This window comes from Yimella radicis, from assembly GCF_054778255.1.
The window spans coordinates 1-20,460 of the sequence record NZ_BAAGZR010000022.1; the positions used below are offsets into that span (position 1 = coordinate 1).

Annotated in this window: 18 protein-coding genes and 2 tRNA genes; 7 read left to right on the forward strand and 13 right to left on the reverse strand. The window is 66.6% G+C overall.

The features are described 5' to 3' along the window. Positions 1–179 precede the first annotated feature (179 nt). The 7 genes from ACYU8W_RS11810 to gyrB form a co-directional block, all read right to left on the reverse strand. The gene (locus ACYU8W_RS11810) at positions 180–1,499 is read right to left on the reverse strand and encodes a hypothetical protein (RefSeq protein WP_499469289.1); all 1,320 of its coding nucleotides are present in this window, start codon (positions 1,497–1,499) and stop codon (positions 180–182) included. 366 nt (positions 1,500–1,865) lie between these two features. Next, positions 1,866–1,938: transfer RNA gene (locus tag ACYU8W_RS11815), tRNA-Ala, on the reverse strand. 43 nt (positions 1,939–1,981) lie between these two features. Then, positions 1,982–2,134: a DLW-39 family protein gene (locus ACYU8W_RS11820; protein ID WP_499469291.1), complete on the reverse strand. Its 153-nt coding sequence runs from the start codon at positions 2,132–2,134 to the stop codon at positions 1,982–1,984. Between the two features lie 27 nt (positions 2,135–2,161). Next, a tRNA-Ile gene (locus ACYU8W_RS11825) sits at positions 2,162–2,238 on the reverse strand. A gap of 80 nt (positions 2,239–2,318) precedes the next feature. Beyond that, positions 2,319–2,867: a DUF3566 domain-containing protein gene (locus ACYU8W_RS11830; RefSeq protein WP_499469293.1), complete on the reverse strand. Its 549-nt coding sequence runs from the start codon at positions 2,865–2,867 to the stop codon at positions 2,319–2,321. Next, a complete protein-coding gene (gene gyrA / locus ACYU8W_RS11835; RefSeq protein ID WP_499469295.1) occupies positions 2,864–5,530 on the reverse strand; it encodes a DNA gyrase subunit A in 2,667 nt (888 codons plus the stop codon). The genes ACYU8W_RS11830 and gyrA overlap by 4 nt, the downstream gene beginning before the upstream one ends. A gap of 120 nt (positions 5,531–5,650) precedes the next feature. Then, the gene (gyrB, locus tag ACYU8W_RS11840; protein WP_499469344.1) at positions 5,651–7,699 is read right to left on the reverse strand and encodes a DNA topoisomerase (ATP-hydrolyzing) subunit B; all 2,049 of its coding nucleotides are present in this window, start codon (positions 7,697–7,699) and stop codon (positions 5,651–5,653) included. 383 nt (positions 7,700–8,082) lie between these two features. On the opposite strand from gyrB, the gene ACYU8W_RS11845 reads away from it, so the two are divergent. Together ACYU8W_RS11845 and ACYU8W_RS11850 are read left to right on the forward strand one after the other, a co-directional pair. Continuing rightward, positions 8,083–10,260, forward strand: coding sequence for a malate synthase G (locus tag ACYU8W_RS11845; protein WP_499469297.1), 2,178 nt, complete (start codon positions 8,083–8,085; stop codon positions 10,258–10,260). Continuing rightward, positions 10,257–10,685 (forward strand): GlcG/HbpS family heme-binding protein, encoded by a 429-nt coding sequence (locus ACYU8W_RS11850; protein WP_129626385.1) that lies wholly within the window; start codon positions 10,257–10,259, stop codon positions 10,683–10,685. The genes ACYU8W_RS11845 and ACYU8W_RS11850 overlap by 4 nt, the downstream gene beginning before the upstream one ends. A 177-nt stretch (positions 10,686–10,862) precedes the next feature. Here ACYU8W_RS11850 and ACYU8W_RS11855 read toward each other — a convergent pair whose 3' ends face one another. Both ACYU8W_RS11855 and ACYU8W_RS11860 read right to left on the reverse strand, forming a co-directional pair. Next, on the reverse strand, positions 10,863–11,645 hold the full coding sequence (locus ACYU8W_RS11855) for a hypothetical protein (protein ID WP_499469299.1): 783 nt from the start codon (positions 11,643–11,645) through the stop codon (positions 10,863–10,865). Positions 11,646–11,737: 92 nt separating this feature from the next. Further along, positions 11,738–12,286, reverse strand: a complete 549-nt coding sequence (locus ACYU8W_RS11860) for a DciA family protein (RefSeq protein WP_499469301.1) — start codon at positions 12,284–12,286, stop codon at positions 11,738–11,740. Between the two features lie 83 nt (positions 12,287–12,369). Here ACYU8W_RS11860 and ACYU8W_RS11865 point away from each other — a divergent pair, with 83 nt between their 5' ends. Together ACYU8W_RS11865 and ACYU8W_RS11870 are read left to right on the forward strand one after the other, a co-directional pair. Then, a complete protein-coding gene (locus ACYU8W_RS11865) occupies positions 12,370–12,753 on the forward strand; it encodes a hypothetical protein (RefSeq protein WP_141927279.1) in 384 nt (127 codons plus the stop codon). 2 nt (positions 12,754–12,755) lie between these two features. After that, on the forward strand, positions 12,756–13,319 hold the full coding sequence (locus tag ACYU8W_RS11870) for a hypothetical protein (RefSeq protein WP_499469303.1): 564 nt from the start codon (positions 12,756–12,758) through the stop codon (positions 13,317–13,319). On the opposite strand, the gene recF is transcribed toward ACYU8W_RS11870, so the two are convergent. From recF to dnaA, 4 genes are all read right to left on the reverse strand, one after another. Further along, entirely contained in the window at positions 13,224–14,468 is a 1,245-nt protein-coding gene (recF, locus tag ACYU8W_RS11875; protein ID WP_141927277.1) for a DNA replication/repair protein RecF, read from the reverse strand. The two genes, ACYU8W_RS11870 and recF, sit on opposite strands and share 96 nt — an antisense overlap. 214 nt (positions 14,469–14,682) lie before the next feature. Next, complete coding sequence (gene gnd, locus ACYU8W_RS11880; RefSeq protein WP_499469346.1) at positions 14,683–15,705, reverse strand: phosphogluconate dehydrogenase (NAD(+)-dependent, decarboxylating); 1,023 nt, start codon at positions 15,703–15,705, stop codon at positions 14,683–14,685. A gap of 38 nt (positions 15,706–15,743) precedes the next feature. Next, positions 15,744–16,874, reverse strand: coding sequence for a DNA polymerase III subunit beta (dnaN, locus tag ACYU8W_RS11885; RefSeq protein ID WP_499469305.1), 1,131 nt, complete (start codon positions 16,872–16,874; stop codon positions 15,744–15,746). A gap of 800 nt (positions 16,875–17,674) precedes the next feature. After that, the gene (dnaA, locus tag ACYU8W_RS11890; RefSeq protein ID WP_499469307.1) at positions 17,675–19,126 is read right to left on the reverse strand and encodes a chromosomal replication initiator protein DnaA; all 1,452 of its coding nucleotides are present in this window, start codon (positions 19,124–19,126) and stop codon (positions 17,675–17,677) included. Between the two features lie 490 nt (positions 19,127–19,616). Here dnaA and rpmH point away from each other — a divergent pair, with 490 nt between their 5' ends. The 3 genes from rpmH to yidD are packed head-to-tail and all read left to right on the forward strand — an operon-like array spanning position 19,617 to position 20,438. Beyond that, positions 19,617–19,754: a 50S ribosomal protein L34 gene (gene rpmH / locus ACYU8W_RS11895; RefSeq protein WP_129626369.1), complete on the forward strand. Its 138-nt coding sequence runs from the start codon at positions 19,617–19,619 to the stop codon at positions 19,752–19,754. A gap of 52 nt (positions 19,755–19,806) precedes the next feature. Then, on the forward strand, positions 19,807–20,181 hold the full coding sequence (rnpA, locus tag ACYU8W_RS11900; RefSeq protein WP_499469309.1) for a ribonuclease P protein component: 375 nt from the start codon (positions 19,807–19,809) through the stop codon (positions 20,179–20,181). Continuing rightward, the gene (gene yidD, locus ACYU8W_RS11905; RefSeq protein WP_499469311.1) at positions 20,178–20,438 is read left to right on the forward strand and encodes a membrane protein insertion efficiency factor YidD; all 261 of its coding nucleotides are present in this window, start codon (positions 20,178–20,180) and stop codon (positions 20,436–20,438) included. Before rnpA ends, yidD begins: the two co-directional genes overlap by 4 nt. The last annotated feature ends 22 nt before the right edge of the window (positions 20,439–20,460 follow it).

Consider the following 20,460-nt stretch of genomic DNA (forward strand, 5'->3'; position numbering starts at 1 on the left):
ATCACGAACAACACGCGAGATCTCATCAGCCATGCCTGATGAGTGTCCCGGATGTCACGACACTCGGGTGTCCCGAATGTCATGACATCCGGGACACCCAGAAGTCACGAGACATCACACATCAGGGAACTGCGTATACGGAGTTCCCTGATGCATTCAGCGTGCCCTCGGCAGAAGGGTCAACGCACGATGCGCGGTGCTGGGGCCGAGAATCCCTTGGCCGGCTGGGTCAGACCGGGCAGGTTCGGCCAGTTGGCGATCAACTCGGGGCTGGCGTCGAAGCGACCGGTGACGTCTTCGACCACGTCGACCGAACCGCTCTGGTTGTAGAGGCTGAGGTACCGCTTGTGCTGGTCGTCGATCCGGGACGTCGTGCCGAAACCGTTCGACTGGTTCTGCCCGGCAACGAGGTTGAGGTTGCTGGTGCCGGGGTCGGCGTTCATCCCGCTGTACTGCGTGATGTACGTGTTGGCGGTGGGCTTGACCCCGGTGATCGTGCCGGTGAACCCGAGGGTGAACTGTCCGTACAGGTCGGCCGGCGGCGCAGTGACCAGGACCGAGTCAGGACCGATCGGAGCCTTCGGTGCACCGATACCCACGCGAGTGTCGATGATGCGGCGCGGAGCCACGTTGTTGTACACGAAGCCCAGGCCGTTCGGGTTGTCGTAGTAGGCCGCGAGCAGATCGACCACCACGTCGGTCGCGCCGGCCGAACCATTGTGGACCGAGAACCCGTAGGTGCCCCCGCCCAGGTCGGTGACCGGAACGATCGTGTAGTTGGCCACCGTCCGTCCGGTGGTGAAGTTGACCGACGACGTCTTGGGAACGGTGGCGCCCGAATAGGCGGTGAGCCAGCCGTACGCCTCGGGCTTCACGGCGGTGAGGTTCACCGCCACGGAGGTCGGCTTGGCGATCGGGTTGTCCCACCGGAAGGTCTGAAGCATCGTCGCCCCGCCAGGTACCGGACCGGTGGTCTGCCGGGTATCGCTCAAGCGGAACCCGTCGGCGATCAGCGCCAGTGAACCGAGCTCGGTGGTGTCGGCCGCAGTGGAGTAGTAACCGATCAGGTCGACGGCGACATTCGCGGACGCGTTCCCGAGTGACAGCGTGATCGATCCGTCCGAACCGACCGGGACGGTTGCCGTCGTCGCTCCGGTCCAGCCCCGCTCGAAGTTGACCGCGGACGTCCACGGCTTTGCCTGTCCGGTGGCGTACGCGGTGATCCAGCCCGTGGCCGAGGTGTCGATGGCGGTGATGTTGACGACGGCAGCCTTCACACCGACCGCCGGAACACCCGATGTCCCAGCGACCGGGACACGCAGCGATCCGCCCTTGGCGACCGGACCGGAGGACAGGCGGGTGTCGATCAGCCGGGTGGCGGCGGTCTTGTGGAACCGACCCTCGTTGGTCTGGGTGTCGGCTGACGCGTGCGTCATCGGAGCGGAGACGGAGAACGCGAGCGCGCAGGCTGCTGCGACCGTGAGGAGTGTGCGAGGCATACCTGGAGCATGAGGCCGTCTCAGCACCCGGTCAAGCGGTTGCGGAAAACCCGTCACTGCGATCGCAGTTGAACGACTGACTCAGTCAAGAAGGTCCCACGGACAGAGAGCTTCAGGCGACCGACACGGTTACTCGAGTCAAGGTCGCAGGCGAGCGGACGAACGAAGTGAGTCGCTCCGCCGGCGAACTGACTCAGCGAGGATCAGGCTCCCACGACCGCTGAGCGATAGGCCACCAACACGGTTCCTCAAACCACGAGAAGCGGACTGTGTGAGACGTCGCGCAGTCAAGGTCGCAGGCGAGCGGACGAACGAAGTGAGTCGCTCCGCCAGCGAACTGACGGAGCGACTCGAACAATCAATATGTGGAGGTAAGGGGACTCGAACCCCTAACCCCCTGCTTGCAAAGCAGGTGCGCTACCAATTGCGCCATACCCCCAGAGTGGGCCACCCGCGTCCGAAAACCCGCGTGACCCGGGACGTCAGCTGGCGGTGCCAGTGGCGTCGAAGCTCTTCTCGCCGGGCTTGTCGGAAGCCTTGGACCACATGTCCTTACCGACCTGACCCTGCTTATACTTCTGGCTCGCGAACGCGGCTGCGCCGGCAGCTGCGACGACCATCAGTGCTTTCCTCATGGGTGTCTCCTTGAGTTGTTCGAACGGTGGTGGGCCTAACAGGACTTGAACCTGTGACCTCTTCCTTATCAGGGAAGCGCTCTAACCGACTGAGCTATAGGCCCGTCCGCCATTCGACGAGTTGCCCGTTAGGGCAACGCCGAATGAGGTTACCCCATGCGTGCACAGGGCTCCAAAACGGTGCCTAGTCGTCCGTCAGCGTGAGCTGCAAACCACCGACAAGGGAGGCACAGATGTTGTACAAGAACGCCATCAGTGTCGCGATCGCCGTCATCAAGATGACGTCGATCACCCCGATCAATACTGACAGAGACAGCACCTTGCCGAAGCCGATGTAGTCCATCAAATCGAAGTTCGACCCCTCGCTGTCGAGGGTGCGCAGCAACTCGTTGAGGTTGTCGAAGACACCCATGCCGGCCAACACCGTCCACAGCACGCCGACCATCACGACGGCGGCGATACCGATCGCGACCGACAGCAGGAAGCTGATCTTGAACACCGAGAACGGGTCGATCCGCGAGACCGTAAGGCGGACGCGCCGGGGAGTCGCACGTCCCGGCCGCTGCGCCGGACGACCGGTTGCAGGACGCTGACCCGGCCGTTGCGCGGGTCGCTGACCGGCCGCAGCCGGGCGTCGCTCACCGGTGCCGCGCTGTTCGCTGCGCGAGCCGGCCGGCAACCTCTTCGCCGCGTCGGCCGGGGTGGTCCGGCGACCGCCGGTGGGGGTGCTCACTCCTGGTCTCCAGTTCCGTCGGTCTCAGGTGTTACATCGTCGGCCACGTCATTCATGGCCTCGTCCGCGGGCTCGTCCGCCGGTGCGACGGTGAGGTCCTGCGTCGTACCGTCGACCAGAGCTTCTTCCTCCGGCGACTCGGTCGAACCTACAACTTCCTCGGCGACAACGTCACTCTCGGCGTTGCGCGCCACGGCAACAATCGCATCACCCTTGTCGGGAGTCGCGAACTGCACCCCTTGCGTGGAGCGGCCGGTGCGGCGCACCTCGTCCGCGCGCGAGCGGACGATCTTTCCCTTCTCCATGACGACGAGCACCTCGTCACCCTCCTCGACGGTGAGTGCGCCGACGAGTTCACCGCCGCGATCGGAGATGTTGGCGACCTTCACACCGAGCGTCGCGCGTCCCTTGACCGGGTACTCCGACGCCGCGGTGCGCTTGGCGAGACCGTTGACGAAGACCACGAACAAGTCGGGATCGGTGCCCTCGTCGACGACCGAGATCGACAGCAGTTCGTCGCCCGCGCGGAACTTCATGCCGGTGACTCCGGACGTGGAGCGTCCCATCGGACGGATCGTCTCGTCGGTCGCGTGGAAGCGGACCGACTGACCCTTGCGCGAGACCAGCAGGATGTCGTCGCTGGACGAGCACAGGCCCGCGCCGACAAGTTCGTCGCCGTCTCGCAGGTTGACCGCGATCAGACCACCCGAACGCGGGGAGTCGTACTCGGTGAGGCGGGTCTTCTTGACCAGTCCGCGACGGGTGGCCAGCACGAGGTAGTCGGACGCCTCGTAGTTGGTCAGCGCCATCACGCCGGCGATCTTCTCGTCGGGCTGGAACGCGAGCATGTTCGCGACGTGCTGGCCCTTGGAGTCGCGGCTGCCCTCGGGCAACTCGTACGCCTTGATCCGGTAGACCCGGCCCTTGTTGGTGAAGAACAGCAGCCAGTTGTGCGTGCTGGTGATGAAGAAGTGACTGACGACGTCGTCGCCGCGCAGGGTGGCCCCGCGCACTCCCTTGCCGCCGCGACGCTGCGCACGGTACTCGCTGACCTTCGTCCGCTTGGCGTAACCACCCCGGGTGATGGTGACGACGACGTCCTCGGCCGGGATCAGATCTTCCATCGACATGTCACCGTCGAAGGGGACGATCTGGGTACGGCGGTCGTCGCCGTACTTGCCGACGATGTCGGCAAGTTCGTCACTGACGATCTGCCGCTGGCGCTCCGGCTTGGCCAGGATGTCGTTGTAGTCGTCGATCTTGGTCTGCAATTCGTCGTGCTCGTCGATGATGCGCTGACGCTCCAGTGCGGCCAGCTGACGCAACTGCATCGCCAGGATCGCGTTGGCCTGGATCTCGTCCACATCGAGCAACTCGATCAAGCCACTGCGTGCGGCATCGGCCGACGCCGAGCGCCGGATGAGAGCGATGACCTCGTCCAGCATGTCGAGCGCCTTGAGCAGACCACGCAGAATGTGGATGCGCTCCTCGGCACGCGCCAGACGCCACTTGGTACGGCGGACGATGACGTCGATCTGGTGGTCGACCCAGTGCCGGATGAACGCCGAGATCGGCAGCGTCCGCGGCACCCCGTCGACCAGGGCGAGCATGTTGGCGCCGAAGTTCTGCTGCAGCTGGGTGTGCTTGTAGAGGTTGTTCAGCACCACCTTCGCCACGGCGTCGCGCTTGAGGACGACGACCAGGCGCTGGCCGGTGCGCCCGGAGGTCTCGTCGCGCAGGTCGGCGATGCCGGCGATCTTGCCTTCTTTGACCAGCAACGCGATCTTCTCGGCGAGGGCGTCGGGGTTGACCTGGTAGGGCAGTTCGGTGATCACCAGGCATTGGCGGCCCTGGATCTCCTCGACGTTGACGACCGCGCGCATCGTGATCGACCCGCGGCCGGTGCGGTAGGCGTCCTCGATGCCCTTCTTGCCCAGGATGAGGGCGCCGGTGGGGAAGTCAGGCCCCGGGATGATCTCGAGCAGCTTCTCCAGCAGTTCCTCGCGGTCGGCCTCGGGATTGTCGAGCAACCACTGAGCACCGGCGGCGACCTCACGCAGGTTGTGCGGCGGGATCTGGGTGGCCATACCGACCGCGATACCGGCCGAGCCGTTGACCAACAGGTTCGGGAAACGCGCGGGCAGCACGGTCGGCTGCAGTGTCTTACCGTCGTAGTTGGGCTCGAAATCGACGGTGTCCTGGTCGATGTCGCGCACCAGTTCCATCGCGAGCGGCGCCATCTTGCACTCGGTGTATCGCGGGGCGGCCGCACCGTCGTTGCCCGGCGAACCGAAGTTGCCCTGGCCGTCGATCAGCGGGTACCGAAGCGACCACGGCTGGACCAGGCGCACCATCGCGTCGTAGATCGCCGAGTCACCGTGCGGGTGGTACTGACCCATCACGTCACCGACCACGCGCGAACACTTGTTGTAACCGCGGTCGGGGCGGTAACCCCCGTCGTACATCGCGTAGATGATCCGGCGGTGCACCGGCTTCAGGCCGTCGCGGACGTCGGGCAGCGCGCGGCTGACGATCACGCTCATCGCGTACTCGATGTAGCTGCGCTGCATCTCGGTGTTCAGGTCGACGGGGTCGACCCGGTTGCCGGTCACGACGCCGTTCTCGTCCATCGTGTTGTTGCCGGTGCCGTCATTGTCAGTCATTGAATTCCCTTGTCAGAGAAGCGAAATGCGTTGAGGTTTGCGTGGCGCGTCACCTTGGTTTCGGCACCTGCGGAGTTGGTCAGTTCTCGCTGGTCCGCGGCGAAACCGGAGTGCATGAACTCAGATGTCGAGGAAGCGGACGTCCTTGGCGTTGCGCTGGATGAACCCGCGCCGGCTCTCGACGTCCTCGCCCATCAGGATCGAGAAGATCTCGTCGGCCGCGGCGGCGTCGTCGAGCGTGACCTGCAGCAGGGTGCGGTGGTCGGGGTCCATGGTGGTCTCCCAGAGTTCCTGGTAGTTCATCTCGCCGAGACCCTTGTAGCGCTGCACCCCGTTGTCCTTCGGCATCCGCCAGCCCTGCGACAGGCCCTCGCGCACCGCAGCGTCGCGCTCCTTGTCGGAGAACACGAACTGGTGCTCGTGGTTGCTCCACTTGATGCGGTACAACGGCGGCTGAGCGAGGTAGACGTAGCCGGCCTCGATCAGCGGACGCATGAAACGGAACAGCAGGGTCAGCAGCAGGGTGCGGATGTGCATGCCGTCGACGTCGGCATCGGCCATCAGCACGATCTTGTGGTAGCGCGCCTTGCTGATGTCGAAGTCCTCGCCGATGCCGGTGCCGAAGCCGGAGATCAACGCCTGCACCTCGTTGTTGGCCAACACCTTGTCGATGCGGGCCTTCTCGACGTTGAGGATCTTGCCGCGGATCGGCAGGATCGCCTGGTTGTAGGGGTTGCGCCCCTGCACCGCCGAACCGCCGGCGGAGTCGCCCTCCACGATGTAGACCTCGGAGATCGTGGGGTCGTTGCTCTGGCAGTCCTTGAGCTTGCCGGGCAGACCACCGGACTCCAGCAGGCCCTTGCGGCGGGTGGCCTCCCGCGCCTTGCGGGCGGCCATCCGGGCGGCGGACGCCTGGATCGCCTTGCGGACGATGTTCCTGCCGTCGTTGGGGTGCGCCTGCAGCCAGTGCCCGAACTCGTCACGCACCGCGGCCTGGACGAAACCCTTGACCTCGGAGTTGCCGAGCTTGGTCTTGGTCTGACCCTCGAACTGCGGCTCGCCGAGCTTCACCGAGATGACCGCGGTCAGACCCTCACGGATGTCGTCACCGGTGAGGTTGTCGTCCTTCTCCTTGAGCAGCTTCTGGTCGCGGGCGAAGTCGTTGACCAGCTTGGTCATCGCCGCGCGGAAGCCTTCCTCGTGGGTGCCGCCCTCGTGGGTGTTCACCGCGTTGGCGTAGGTGTGCACCGACTCGCTGAACGAGGTCGTCCACTGCATCGCGATCTCGACCGACAGCATGCGCGAGGCGTCCTCGGTCTCGAACGCGATGATCTCGTCGTTGACCGGCTCGTTGCGCTTGGAGCTGTTGAGGTGCCTGACGTAGTCGAGCAGGCCGTTGTCGTAGCGGTAGGTGACCGTGCGCTTCTTGTCCTTGGCGGAGGCCTGTTCCTCGGGGGCGTCGGACGCCTCCTCGCCGATCTCCTTCAGGTCGTCCAGACCCTCGTCGTCCGCGGCGTCGGCCTGCACCCGGGCGTCGGTGAGCGAGATCGTCAGCCCCTTGTTCAGGAAGGCCGTCTGCTGGAAGCGGGAGCGGATCGTCTCGAAGTCGTAGTCGGTGGTGTCGAAGATTTCCTCGCTCGCCCAAAAGGTGAGCGTGGTGCCGGACGGTTCGTCCTTCTCCATCGCGCGGACGTCGGCCAGCGGCGCGTCGGGCTCACCCTTGGTGAACGACATCTCGAAGACGCGGCCGTTCTGGCGCACCTGCACATCGAGCCGGGACGACAGCGCGTTGACAACCGAGGAACCCACACCGTGCAGGCCACCGGAGACCTTGTATCCACCGCCGCCGAACTTGCCGCCCGCGTGCAACTGAGTGAGCACGAGCTCGACGGTGCTGATGCCGTACTGCTCGTTCATGCCGGTGGGGATACCGCGACCGTGGTCGGTGACCTCGACACCGCCGTCCTCACGCAGGGTGACCAGCACGCGGTCGTTGTGCCCGGCGAGCGCCTCGTCGACCGCGTTGTCGACGATCTCCCAGACCAGGTGGTGCAGGCCACGCGCACCGGTCGAGCCGATGTACATGCCCGGACGTTTACGGACAGCCTCCAGCCCCTCGAGCACCTGGATTGCGGACGCGTCGTAGATGACTTCGCCGTCGGGCCCCACGTGGACGACAGCCTCTTCGACCGTGTTCTGCGGAAGGTCCTCCGGATCGTCCTGCTTGCCATTGCCCTGCTGCGAACTGTCGGTCACAGTGCTCCTCGAATAGACCTGACCCAAACCTTGGAAAGTCTACCTTGTCGCCATCCCCAGGACACCCTCTGACGCGCTGCAGGGCACCCAGAAGCCATTTTCAGGACCGTCTCCAACTCCCGATACGTCGACCGGGGGTTCAGAACGCTCTGGGCGAGTTCTGTGCGATCGGTGCTCGATCGGTGGTCGTTGGAGCAAACCTCATGTTTGCGGCCCGGCCGTTGACAGCGCCGACCGAAGAACCATATCTTCCGTAGTGCGAACATTGATTCCACGATACGGAATGAGGCTTTGGGATGCAGGGAAGGGTACAAATCGGTGGGCTGAGCGTCGCGGAGCCGCTGCACCGCTTCATCACCGAGGAGGCACTGCCGGGTTCCGGCGTCGAGCCGTCGGCATTCTGGTCGGGCGCGGACGCGCTCATCCACGACCTCACCCCTCGCAACCGCGCTCTCCTCGCGCGCCGCGACGAGCTGCAGGCGCAGATCGACGAGTTCCACCGGTCGCGTCCGGGCGTGCCCGACCCGCAGGTGTACACCTCCTTCCTGCGCGAGATCGGGTACCTGGCCGACGAGCCCGCCGACGTCCAGGTCACCACCTCGGGCGTCGACACCGAGATCACCGGCCAGGCCGGCCCGCAGCTGGTGGTCCCACTCCTGAACGCCAGGTTCGCGGCGAACGCCGCCAATGCCCGGTGGGGCTCGCTCTACGACGCCCTGTACGGGACCGACGTGATCCCCGACGAGGGCGAGCTGGCGCGCGGGTCGTCGTCGTACAACCCTGCTCGCGGCGCCGAGGTCATCGCCCGCGGCCGCGCGCTGCTCGATGAGCACTTTCCCCTCGAGGGTGGCTCGCACGCGGACGCCACGGGGTACGCCGTCGACCCGGACGGCCTGGTCGTCCAGGTCGGGGACCAGACGCTGCGGCTGGCGTCCCCGGGCCAGCTCGTCGGCTACCGCGGTGCGCCGGAGACGGTGGACGCGGTGGTCCTGGTCCACCACGGGCTGCACGTCGAGATCCTCATCGACCGAGATCACCCGATCGGTTCGCAGGACGCTGCGGGCGTCAAGGACGTGGTGCTGGAGGCGGCCGTCTCCACGATCATGGACCTCGAGGACTCCGTTGCCGCCGTCGACGCCGGCGACAAGGTGGTCGGCTACCGCAACTGGCTCGGGCTGATGCAGGGCACGCTGCAGGCCGAGGTCGCGAAGGACGGGGCGAGGTTCGTCCGAGAGATGAGCCCGGACCGCTCCTGCGTGTCCCCGTCGGGCGAGTCGGTCACCCTGCACGGCCGCGCCCTGCTGTTCATCCGGCAGGTCGGTCATCTAATGACCACGGACGCGGTGCTGGACCGGGACGGCAACGCGGTCCCCGAGGGGATCCTCGACGCGCTCGTCACGGCTCTCGGCAGCGCCCACGACCTGCGCGGCAACACCCGGCTGCGCAACTCCCGCACCGGCTCCATGTACGCCGTCAAGCCGAAAATGCACGGCCCGGACGAGGTCGCCTTCACCTGCGAGCTCTTCACTCGGGTGGAGCAGACTCTCGGGCTCCCCCCGCAGACGATCAAGGTCGGGATCATGGACGAGGAGCGGCGCACGACGCTGAACCTCAAGGCGTGCATCGCAGCCGCCCGGGATCGCGTGGTCTTCATCAATACCGGATTCCTCGACCGGACCGGCGACGAGATCCACACCTCCATGCACGCCGGGCCGATGGTGCGCAAGAACGACATGCGTAACGAGGCGTGGATCCGCGCCTACGAGGCGAACAACGTCGACGTCGGCATCGCCTGCGGTTTGCGGGGGCGGGCCCAGATCGGCAAGGGCATGTGGGCGGCGCCGGACAACATGGCAGACATGCTCGCCAAGAAGGGCGAGCACCCGCGCGCCGGCGCCACCTGCGCCTGGGTACCGTCACCGACGGCCGCCACGCTGCACGCGATCCACTACCACGAGACCGACGTCTTCGAGGTTCAGCAGCGGGTCGCCCGCCGTGAGCCGGCAAGCAGGACTGATCTGCTCACGATCCCGCTGGGCGACCCGGCGTCGTGGTCGGAGCAAGAGCGTCGCGCCGAGCTGGACAACAACGTCCAGAGCACGCTGGGCTACGTCGTGCGTTGGATCGACGCCGGCGTCGGGTGCTCCAAGGTCCCCGATCTCAGCGGCACTCCGCTCATGGAGGACCGCGCCACCTGCCGCATCTCCTCGCAGCACGTCGCCAACTGGCTCCTCCACGGCGTCGTCACCACCGAGGAGGTCGACGAGTCCCTGCGGCGAATGGCCCGCGTCGTCGACACTCAGAACGAGGGCGACCCGACCTACCAGCCGATGGCACCAGCGTTCGACGGGGCCGCCTTCCTCGCGGCGCGCGAACTGTTGCTCGCGGGCGGCAACCAGCCCAGCGGTTACACCGAGCCGATCCTCCACCGCCACCGTCTCGCCCACAAGGCCACCACCAGGAGCACCCGATGAACATCGACCTCGAGACCGCCCGGACGATCATCACGCAGGGTCGCAAGTACGCCCGCGACCTGGACTGCAAGCCCATGACGGTCGTCGTCATCGACGCGGGCGGCCACGTCGTCGCCGTCGAGCGTGAGGACGGGTCGTCGAACAAGCGCTTCGAGGTCGCCCTTGGCAAGGCGCACGGGGCGCTGTCCCTGGGCATGGGCTCGCGGGCGCTGATGGAGCGGGCCGAGCAGCAGCCCTACTTCATCGCCGCAGTCACGTCGGCGATCGGCGGCTCGCTGGTGCCCGTCCCCGGCGGGGTGCTGGTCCGCGATGCCGACGGGCGCGTCCTCGGCGCCGTCGGCGTCTCGGGTGACACCTCGGACCGTGACGAGGCCGTCGCCGTCGCCGGCATCGAGGCGGTCGACCTCACTCCCGACCCGGGGTGACCCCGGGGTGACCCCGGGGTGATTGGGCTTGGGCGCCGCGACCGAGGCCCGGCGTGCCTGGGTGATCTGGGCGGTCGGGCTGTCGGCCTATCTCGTCGCGGTCTTCCACCGCTCCTCCTTGGCCGTCGCCAGCATCCTTTTCGCCGGCACCTCGACCTGGGGTGCCGGGAGGCGCTCTCAGCCAGGCACGACGTAGACCGTCGGACGGCGTCCGTCGTCGGGCTTGGAGGTGCCCACACAGGTGATGAAGGAGCCGTCCGGATGGTTACAGTCGAAGACGTACTGCTTGCCCGTGGCGGACGATCTGGCGCCGATCTGTTGCGAACTGCCGGCCTGGATGGCGCGGGCCTGCGATGCAACTCCGGAAGCGAAGGCACAGGTGACCCCGGGGCTGGTGGAGAAGGCGGCATCGCCACAGCCGGTGTCGCTGCCGGCCGGAAGGGCGATCGGCGTGCTGGGGCTGGACGTCGGGCTGCTGGGTTGCGAACTCGTACGCGGGTCCGTGCTCGGTGAACTCGGCCGGTCGGTCGTCGGGGCGCCCGTACCCTCAGTGATGCTGCTGGTGGCGGCAGGTGCAGAGTTCTGGTTGCCGGACGCGTCGTTCTTGTCGTTGTTGACCACCAACAGGTAGCCGACGAAGGACAGAACGCCGAGCGAGGCCAGCAGGATCATGAGTGGCAGCAACAAGGCTGTCTTGCGACCGGGTCCCTGCTGCGCAGCGGGCGGTTGCTCGGGGTAACCCGAACCCTGGTCAGGCTGCTGGTAGTACTGCGCGCCCGCCGCCGGAGCCTGCTGAGTGCGTTGATCGGCGTACGGCGCGGACGGGACGCCGGGGTCGGTGGCGTCGTCGTAGCCGCGTCCGTCATTCGAGCTGTCATCGAAGCTGCCGTCGCGGCGCGGGCGGAAGAACTTGTCGAAGGTGTCGTCCGGTCGGCTGTTGGCGTCGTTCGGGTCGGTCACGATCGCGGTCCTGCTTTCTCCTCGATTCGCCGACTGCTGGAGCCGGCGTTCCCCGGGGCTACATCCTTTCGAGTCTACTCACCAAGGCCCGATCAGCCATATGTGTCGCGAGGGCCACGTCCGCCGTGCACCTTACGCGGCCCCTTGCTCCAGGACGGCGCGGACGGGCCCAGGAAACGCAGCTCGGTGACGATGTTCGGACCGATCGCCTCCTCGATACGGCCCAGGATGGTCGAGGTCATGTAACCGAGTTGGGTGCGCCAGGCGGTGGAGTCGGCGCGGACGGTCAGCACGCCGTCCTCGAACCCGGTCGCCTGCGCGTGCGCGGCCACTTCGGCGCCGACGATCTCGGGCCACTTCGCGAGTACCGAACCTGCCGCGACGTCGACCTTCCACCCGCGCTCGGACAGCATCCGCTCCATCTGGTCACCCAGTGCGGACGGGTCACGGCCGTCGTCCTTGGTGCGCGCGGCTTCGCCGAACGGACGCCGACGCACCGGCTGCTGCCCCGGTCGCAACCCCTTCTCCCGTGCCGATCGACGGGCGCGGGCCAGCGCCTCGCGGGCCGCGTCACGCCAGTCGACGTCGTCCGGCTCGTCGCCGATGACGTCGTCCTGCTGCGCATCGCTCGCCTCGGTCACCTGCCCAGCGTACGACCGTCCCCCGATCAGACCATGTCAACCAAAGGTTGACACTTGGACGGTGGACGCGCACAGTGGAAGTCATGACGGCACGAGGCGAGAAGACTGTTACGACGAATCCCACCGTCCCCAACCTGCTGGTCGGCACTGCGATCGCAGCGGTCACCGGCATCGCGATGTTCGTGATCAACGGCGGCGACGGTGACATGTGGTGGGCCTACCCACTGATCGGGGCGATCCTGGCGCTCGCGCTGTGGGGGATGCTCCTCGCCGGCAGCTATGGCCACAAGGAGCGGCGCGGCATCGTGGAGCCGAGGTCCTACGCGATCGCCGGTCTGCTCGGCGTGGTCGCCGGATCGATCGTCGGAACACTCACCGGCGAGAACTCCTTCTGGGCTGTCGGATTCATCATCGCCGGCGTCCTCCTGCCGGCCGCCTCGGCTTCCACCGGGAAGGACCGTTCCTGACCGTGCCCGATGCCGACCGGTCGCTCGACCGGGTCCTGGTGGCCGACCAACGTCTCGACCATGCGCGGATCGCACTGGACGAGGCGGTTGCCGCGGCCCGGGCGGACGGTGCCTCCTGGCAGACGATCGGGCAGGTACTCGGGATGTCGCGCCAGGCTGTCTTCAAACGCTTCGGGCAGCCCGACCCACACACCGGCGCAGCTCCGGTGCGGGCTGTGCAACCACTCATCGCCGCCACCGAAGCGGTGTTCACCGACCTGGCGAACGGTCGGGCCGCCTCGCTGGTCGAAAGGATGACGCCGGTCGCAGCCGCCGTCCTCGCGGTGCGCGACATGGAAGCGACCTGGGCCGCGGTCGAACGAGCCGACGGCCCGCTGGTGCGCTGCCGCGGACTTGCGGTCCGGACGCCCGCCGACACTGGTACCGAACTCGCAGGGGACGTCGTCGTCGCGACGACCCTGGAGTGTGAATCAGGCGCCTGGCACGGACGCGTCGCCTGGGACGGGTGGGATCGCATCGCCGGCATCCTCATCGTTCCCGACGACCGGCCCGGTCTGCCCTTCTGAGCTCCCGTCCGCAGCCGAGACCTTGCCCCTCACGACGTCGAACCGCTTGCCGCTCAAGGCTTTCGGGACATCGTCCGCGACAGCCGCGGTGATCAGCACCTGTTCGGCGTCGCCGACCATCGCCGCCAGCCGGGCCCGGCGGCCGGCGTCCAACTCGGCGAAGACGTCGTCGAGCACCAGCACCGGGTCGGTGCCGAGATCGGTGCGCAACAACTGGAACGCGGCCAGACGCATACCGAGCGCGAACGACCAGGACTCGCCGTGCGAGGCGTACCCCTTCGCGGGCAGGTCTCCCAGACCGAGCACCACCTCGTCGCGGTGCGGGCCCACGAGCGTGACTCCACGCTCGACCTCGGCACGACGCATCTGATCGAACGTCTCGTGCATGCCGGCCGCAATCTCCTCGACCGGCGGCACCTCACCCGACCCCAGTTCATCGGACAGTTTCACGTGCAACGAACTGCGGTAGGTCAACCGCGCATCGCCCTGCCCGGCGCTGACCTCGTCGTACGCGTCCGCGATGAACGGACACAGGTCGCGCAGCAGGCGCAGGCGCGCGTACGTGAGGTTGGCGCCGACCGTGGCGAGGTGTTCGTCCCAGACCGGGAGGGTCGCGTCGAGTGCGCCGCGGTCCTGGCCGGTGCGCGCCGCCTTCAGCAGCGCATTGCGTTGCTTGAGGATCTTCTCGTAGTCGCTGCGCGCGCCTGCCCACTTCGGCTGACGGGCAACCAGCAGATCGTCCAGGAACTGACGGCGGGTCGACGGGTCACCCTTCACCAACGCCAGATCCTCCGGCGCGAACAGCACCGTCCGGATCGTTCCCAGGATGTCGCGCGGACGCGTGGACGCCGCCCGACCCAGACGGGCCCGGTTGGCCCGTCCCGGGTTGATCTCGAGTTCGAGTTGCTGCTCGTGGGTCTCACGAACGACCGCCGCCCGGATGTACGCCTTCTCCGCGCCGGCCCGGACCAGGGGCGCGTCGTTGGAGACACGGTGCGAGCCGAGCGTCGCCAGGTAGCCGACCGCCTCGACCAGGTTCGTCTTGCCCTGGCCGTTGAGTCCGACGAACGTCGTGATGCCGGGTGCCAACGCCACCTCGGCTTCCGGATAGGACCGGAAGTCGATCAGGGACAGATGGCGTACATGCACTGCGTCAGCGTAATCGCGGGCGGGTCGCCCGGAAGACCACGACGAAGCAGCGGGCGCCGAGGGCTCGATCGGTCGCCTATGCGTCTGCGTTGTTCGACCGGCGCGGGCGAGTGCTCCGTCGAGCGAACCCGGTTTCGGCACCTACGGATTCGTTCCTCATCCGTAGGGCTCAACCAGCCACAGGATCAACAGCGCTGCTTCGCAGCTGCGTCGTTCAGTTGTCCGACTTCTTCGCGCCGGGGGTCGCCTCGCCGGACGTGTCCTTCTTCTCCGCTGCGGGGCTGACCTCGGCCTGGCCCTCCTTGGCGGCCTTGCGGTACGGCTCGTCGCCGAACTGCATGACCTCGTGACCGCCGAACTGTCCGCGCAACGCGGCGATCGCCTGCATCTGCGGGGAGTTCTCCTGACGCGAGGTGAAGCGCGCGAACAGTGCAGACGCCAGGACGGGCATCGGGACCGCAAGGTTGATGGCCTCCTCCAGCGTCCAGCGTCCTTCACCGGAGTCGGTGGAGTACTCGCTGATGCCCTCGAGGTGCGGGGTCTCCTCCAGCGCCTTGACCATGAGGTCGAGCAACCAGGAGCGCACGACGGTGCCGCGGCTCCAAGCGCGGAAGCAGCCCTCGACGTCCTTGACGATGTCCTTGGCCTCGAGCAGTTCGAAGCCTTCGGCGTAGGCGTGCATCATGCCGTACTCGATGCCGTTGTGGACCATCTTCGCGTAGTGGCCCGCGCCGACCTCGCCGGCGTGCACGAAACCTTCCTCGCGGGGACCCTCGGGGCGCAGCGCGTCGAAGATCGGCATGAGGCGCTCGACGTTCTTCTCCTCGCCGCCGCACATCAGGCCGTAGCCGTTGTCCTTGCCCCAGATACCACCGGAGACGCCGCAGTCGACGAACTCGACGCCGTGCTCCTTGAGCATGTCGGCGTTCGCCTGGTCGTCGGTGAACTTGGAGTTGCCGCCGTCGACGATGATGTCGCCCTCGTCCAACAGCTCGGCCAGCGACTTGATCGTGTCGCGGGTCGGGTCGCCGGCCGGCACCATCACCCAGACGGCGCGCGGGGCGTCCAGCTTGGAGACGAGGTCACGAAGATCCGTGGCGTCGCTGATGTCGGGGTTGCGGTCGTACCCGACGATGGCGTGACCGGCGGCCGTGAGGCGGTCACGCATGTTGCCGCCCATCTTGCCCAGACCGATGAGACCCATCTGCATGTTCTTGACTCCTTGCTTGTGGTCGATGTCGTGGTCGGTTTGGTGCGGTGCGTCGTGCGGCTGGGTCAGCTGGCGAAGCGGACCGGCATCAGCACATAGCGAAAGCTCTCATCGGCCTCGCCGTCCTGCTCGGCCTGGCCCGACATCACGGCCGGACGGCTGGGCTGGGTGAACGACAGGCGGACGAAGTCGGTGCCGACGGCGCCGAGGCCGTCGAGCAGGAACTGCGGGTTGAACGCGATCTCGATGTCCGGGCCGGTGAGCGTGGCCTCAACGGCCTCGCTGGCCTGGGCGTCGTCGCCCTGACCTGCCTCGATGATCAGTTGTGCCTCGCTGAAGCGCAGACGTACCGGAGTGTTGCGCTCGGCGACCAGCGAGACGCGCTTGACCGCCTCGGCCAGTTCACTGGTCTTGATGACGGCGCTGGTGTCGACGCTGGTGGGGAAGATCGAGGTGACCTTCGGGTACTCACCGTCCAGCAGCCGGGTGGTGGTCTGGCGCTGACCGGCCTCGAACCCGACCAGCCCCTCGCCACCGGCGGCGGTGCCGAGCGCGAGGTTGACCGAGCCGGAGGCTCCGAGTGCGCGGGCGGTGTCATGCAACGTGCGGGCCGGGATGAGTGCGACGTGCGAGGCGTCGGTGGCGGCCGGCTGCCAGGTGAACTCGCGCATCGCGAGGCGGTAGCGATCGGTGGCCAGCAGCGTGACCTTCTCGCCCTCGATCTCCATCCGGACGCCGGTGAGGATCGGCAGCGTGTCGGAGCGGTCGGCCGCGATTGCTACCTGCGACACGGCGCTGGTGAACACGTCACCGGCGATCGTGCCGGAGGGCTCGGGCGAGGTCGGCAACGTCGGGTAGTCGGCGACCGGCATCTGCGGAAGCGCGAACCGGCTCGTGCCACACACCACTTCGACCTTGTTGCCGTCGGCGGTGAGCGTGACCGGCTTGTTCTTGAACGAGCGCGAGATGTCGCCGAGCAGCTTGCCGGGCACCAGCACAATGCCGGGCTCGTCAACGGACGCCGCCACGGTGACCTTCGCGGACACCTCGTAGTCGAACGCCGACAGGGTCAGGCCGTCCTGCGTCGCTTCCAGCAGCACACCGGACAGCACCGGCACCGGCGGACGCGGGGACAGGCCACGGACGGCCCAGGTAACGGCTTCGGCCAGGACGTCGCGTTCGACCTGCAGCTTCACGTCATTCCTTCGATCGGGGTTGGGTGCCCGGGTATCCGGGTTCGAGCGATCTCGTCGATGGCTCGAACCGGGCGCAGGCACCACACAAACTGTGCGCCGATGGTAGTCACATCGTCGCAGGCCGAGACTAGCCCTTCCGGCTGCTGCGGACACCACTGCGGGATGACTTCGGATCTGCGCTGATCGCATCCAGGACCTGTCGTTTGTGCACAGCCGATCGCAGTTCGCGGAGCACGGATCGATGGTTGGTAGAAGGTTGGTCGTAGTAGTAGCACCTGTGAAACCTGGGGATGAAGCCCGTTTGCGCAGGTCAGCGGCTCTGTCGGGGTGTTGGTACTCGTGTGGAAACTTCGTCGGTGAACCACCATCGGCTGTGGACGACGATTTCGGCTCCACACCAGGTCTGCCGATTCTGTGGATAACCTGGGCCGATTTCCACAGTTTCACGTGGTTATCCACAGGTCGGGTGTGGAACAACGCAGTTTTATCCGTGCGGCTGAGTGCCGACGGAGCGGATCCGGTTCTCCACAGGGTGTTGATGACGCGGTGAGTGGTTGCTCGGATACGGCACGTCGGACGCGTCCTGTTGCCCGGCCGTTCAGCGTTCTGCGCTGCGGACGATGATCCGCACCGTTTCGGGATTTTCGCCGCCCCGACGCGGGTGGGAACCGAGAACTCCGCGACTGATGGCCATGGTGACCGACGGGTACCCCCACCTGGGGATAACTGTGTGCACAACTCGAGAAAGAACCCCGGTGACCGGATGCGAGCGCGGTTCGGGTGTTGCCCTGGGCTGCGGTTCAGCGGCGTCCGAGCTCGTTCGCGGCGCGACGGATGTGGGACGTCAGCTCGGTGATCTGGTCGAACAGGTGCGGCTTGGTGCCGATCAGCTGACGGATCTTCCGGTCGGCGTAGAGCACGGTCGTGTGGTCGCGTCCGCCGAAATACCGGCCGATCGCCGGCAGCGTCTCGTCGGTAAGCTCGCGACACAGGTACATCGCGATCTGGCGAGCGTTCGCGAGCGTGCGCGAGCGGGAGGAGCCGCACAGGTCGTCGATCGTGACGTCGAAGAACTCTGCGGTCTTGTCCATGATGAGCGACATCGTGATCTGACCGGCGGCGTTGCCGACCATGAGGTCCTTCAACACCTGCGAGGCGCTCTCGACCGTGACCGGCTGTTTGGAGACCGACGCGTACGCGGTCACCCGGATCAGCGCGCCCTCGAGCTCACGGATGTTGGTCGCCACCTTGTCGGCGATCAACGTCAGCACATCGGCCGGCAACTGCATCTTCTCCGCGTCGGCCTTGCGGCGCAGGATCGCGATACGGGTCTCCAGATCGGGCGGGGTGACGTCGGTGGTCAGGCCCCACTCGAAACGTGACCGCAGCCGGTCCTCCAGCCCGTTGAGCTTCTTGGGCGGCTGGTCGCTGGACAGCACGATCTGTTTCTGGCTGTTGTGCAACGCGTTGAAGGTGTGGAAGAACTCCTCCTGCGTCGACTCCTTGCCCTGCAGGAACTGCACGTCGTCGATCAGCAGGACGTCGACGTTGTCGCGGTACCGCTTCTGGAAGGAGCGGCCCGCCTCGTCACGGATCGAGTTGATGAAGTCGTTGGTGAACTCCTCGGAGTTCACGTACAACACCCGAAGCTGCGGGTAGTAGCTGCGGACGTAGTTGCCGATCGCGTGCAGCAGGTGCGTCTTGCCCAGACCGGAGGACCCGTAGACGAACAACGGGTTGTACGACCGTGCCGGCGTTTCGGCAACCGCCTGCGCGGCGGCGCACGCGAACCGGTTGCCGTGCCCGACCACGAACGTCTCGAAGGTGTAGCGGGGGTTCAGGCGGGCGTCGTCCAACTGGTTGACGGTGACGTTCTGGCGGGGCGCGGAGGTGGAGACCTGGAGTTCGGTCTGACCGATGTGCTCGTCGTCCTGCTCCGGTTCGACCAGGCTCGGGCCGTCCGGTTCGTCCTCGGGCTCGACGGTCGCGAGCGAGGTGTCGACGGTCACGGCAAGGCGCACCGGGTGGCCGAGTTCGGCCCCCATCGCCTCGCAGACGGGGTCGTTCAGCGTCTGTTCGACGAAGACCTTCGTGTGGTCGTACGGAACCGCCAGCAGCGCGGTCTCACCGACGATGCCGACCAGACGGGCGATGCGAAGAAAGGCGCGATCGCGAGCCGGAATTCCTGAATCTTCCAGTCCCAGCAGTGTGGCGTGCCATACGTGGGCCAGGTCGACATCAGGTTCGGTCAAGGCCGGACTCCCCTTCGATTCAGGTGTCTCGTGACGTGCCGAAACCTGGGCTTCTTCCCTGCTTGCACAGGCGGAACATCGGTGACCGGATCTCGGCCGGCAGCCATGGTACGACGATTATCCACAGAGTTATACACAGAGTGTGAGTAAACCGTGACCTGGGCCGGAAGCGCCGACGCTAACAACTCGGACCGGCACCCTGCAACCCGCTCCGGAAGATTCCCGGGAAGTTCACGGCGTGTCGGTTTTGTCGACGTGTCGCGAGATGCTCCGATGGTTCGTTCGGCGCTGATTCTGGACCGGCGCAACCCGTCCCGCTCGCTCGGTTTGACCGGCGTGCCGGGCGGGCCGTAAAGTTGTCGACTGACCTTTTGTGTCGTCCCCACATCGCAGTTTCGGCGGTGGCTGACCGCGGTCAGTGTGCGACGGAACGGCACACCACAAGCCAGTACGACGGGCCCCGGCCCGACCCATGTGACGGAGTAATGACGTGAGCAAGCGCACCTTCCAGCCGAACACCCGCCGCCGGTCCAAGACCCACGGCTTCCGCCTGCGCATGCGCACCCGCGCCGGCCGCTCGATCCTCGCCTCGCGCCGCCGCAAGGGCCGCGAGAAGCTGTCGGCCTGAGCCACATCAGCCTCGGCTGTTCGCCGGCCCGGCTCGTATCGGCCGCCTGATCGTGCTGCCGGCCGCGCACCGGATGCGCTCCAGCGCCGACTTCGCAGCTGTCCTGCGGTCACGGACCAGCGGACGCGCCGGTAGCAAGCTGCTGGTCGTGCACCTGCGGATGCCTGAGACCTCAGTCAACACCGATGTTGCCGACACGGTCCCGTGCCGTGTCGGCTTCGTCGTGTCCAAAGCGGTCGGTAACTCGGTGGTGCGGCACCGCACGCAGCGTCGGCTGCGCCATCTGATGAACGCTCGACTGGACCGGCTGCCTGCCGGGTCACTGGTCGTGGTCCGTGCTCAATCGGGTGCCGCGACGGCGACGAGCGCCGAACTCGGCGCTGAACTCGACCGCCTGCTGCCGCGAGTCCTGGCCGGTGTGCGATGAACTTCAACAAGATCCTCGCCGCACCACTCATTGGGTTGGTACAGATCTACCGCAAGCTGATTTCGCCGATGCTGCCGCCGACCTGCCGGTTCACCCCGTCCTGTTCGGAGTACGGCTTGGTGGCACTGCAGCGATTCGGACCGATCAAGGGCAGCTGGTTGACGATTCGCCGGCTCGGTCGTTGTAACCCGTGGAACCCCGGTGGGGTCGATCACGTGCCCGAAAAGCCCGCCAAGGGCGTACCGCATACTTCATGACATCCGCTGACTGAAGGACATC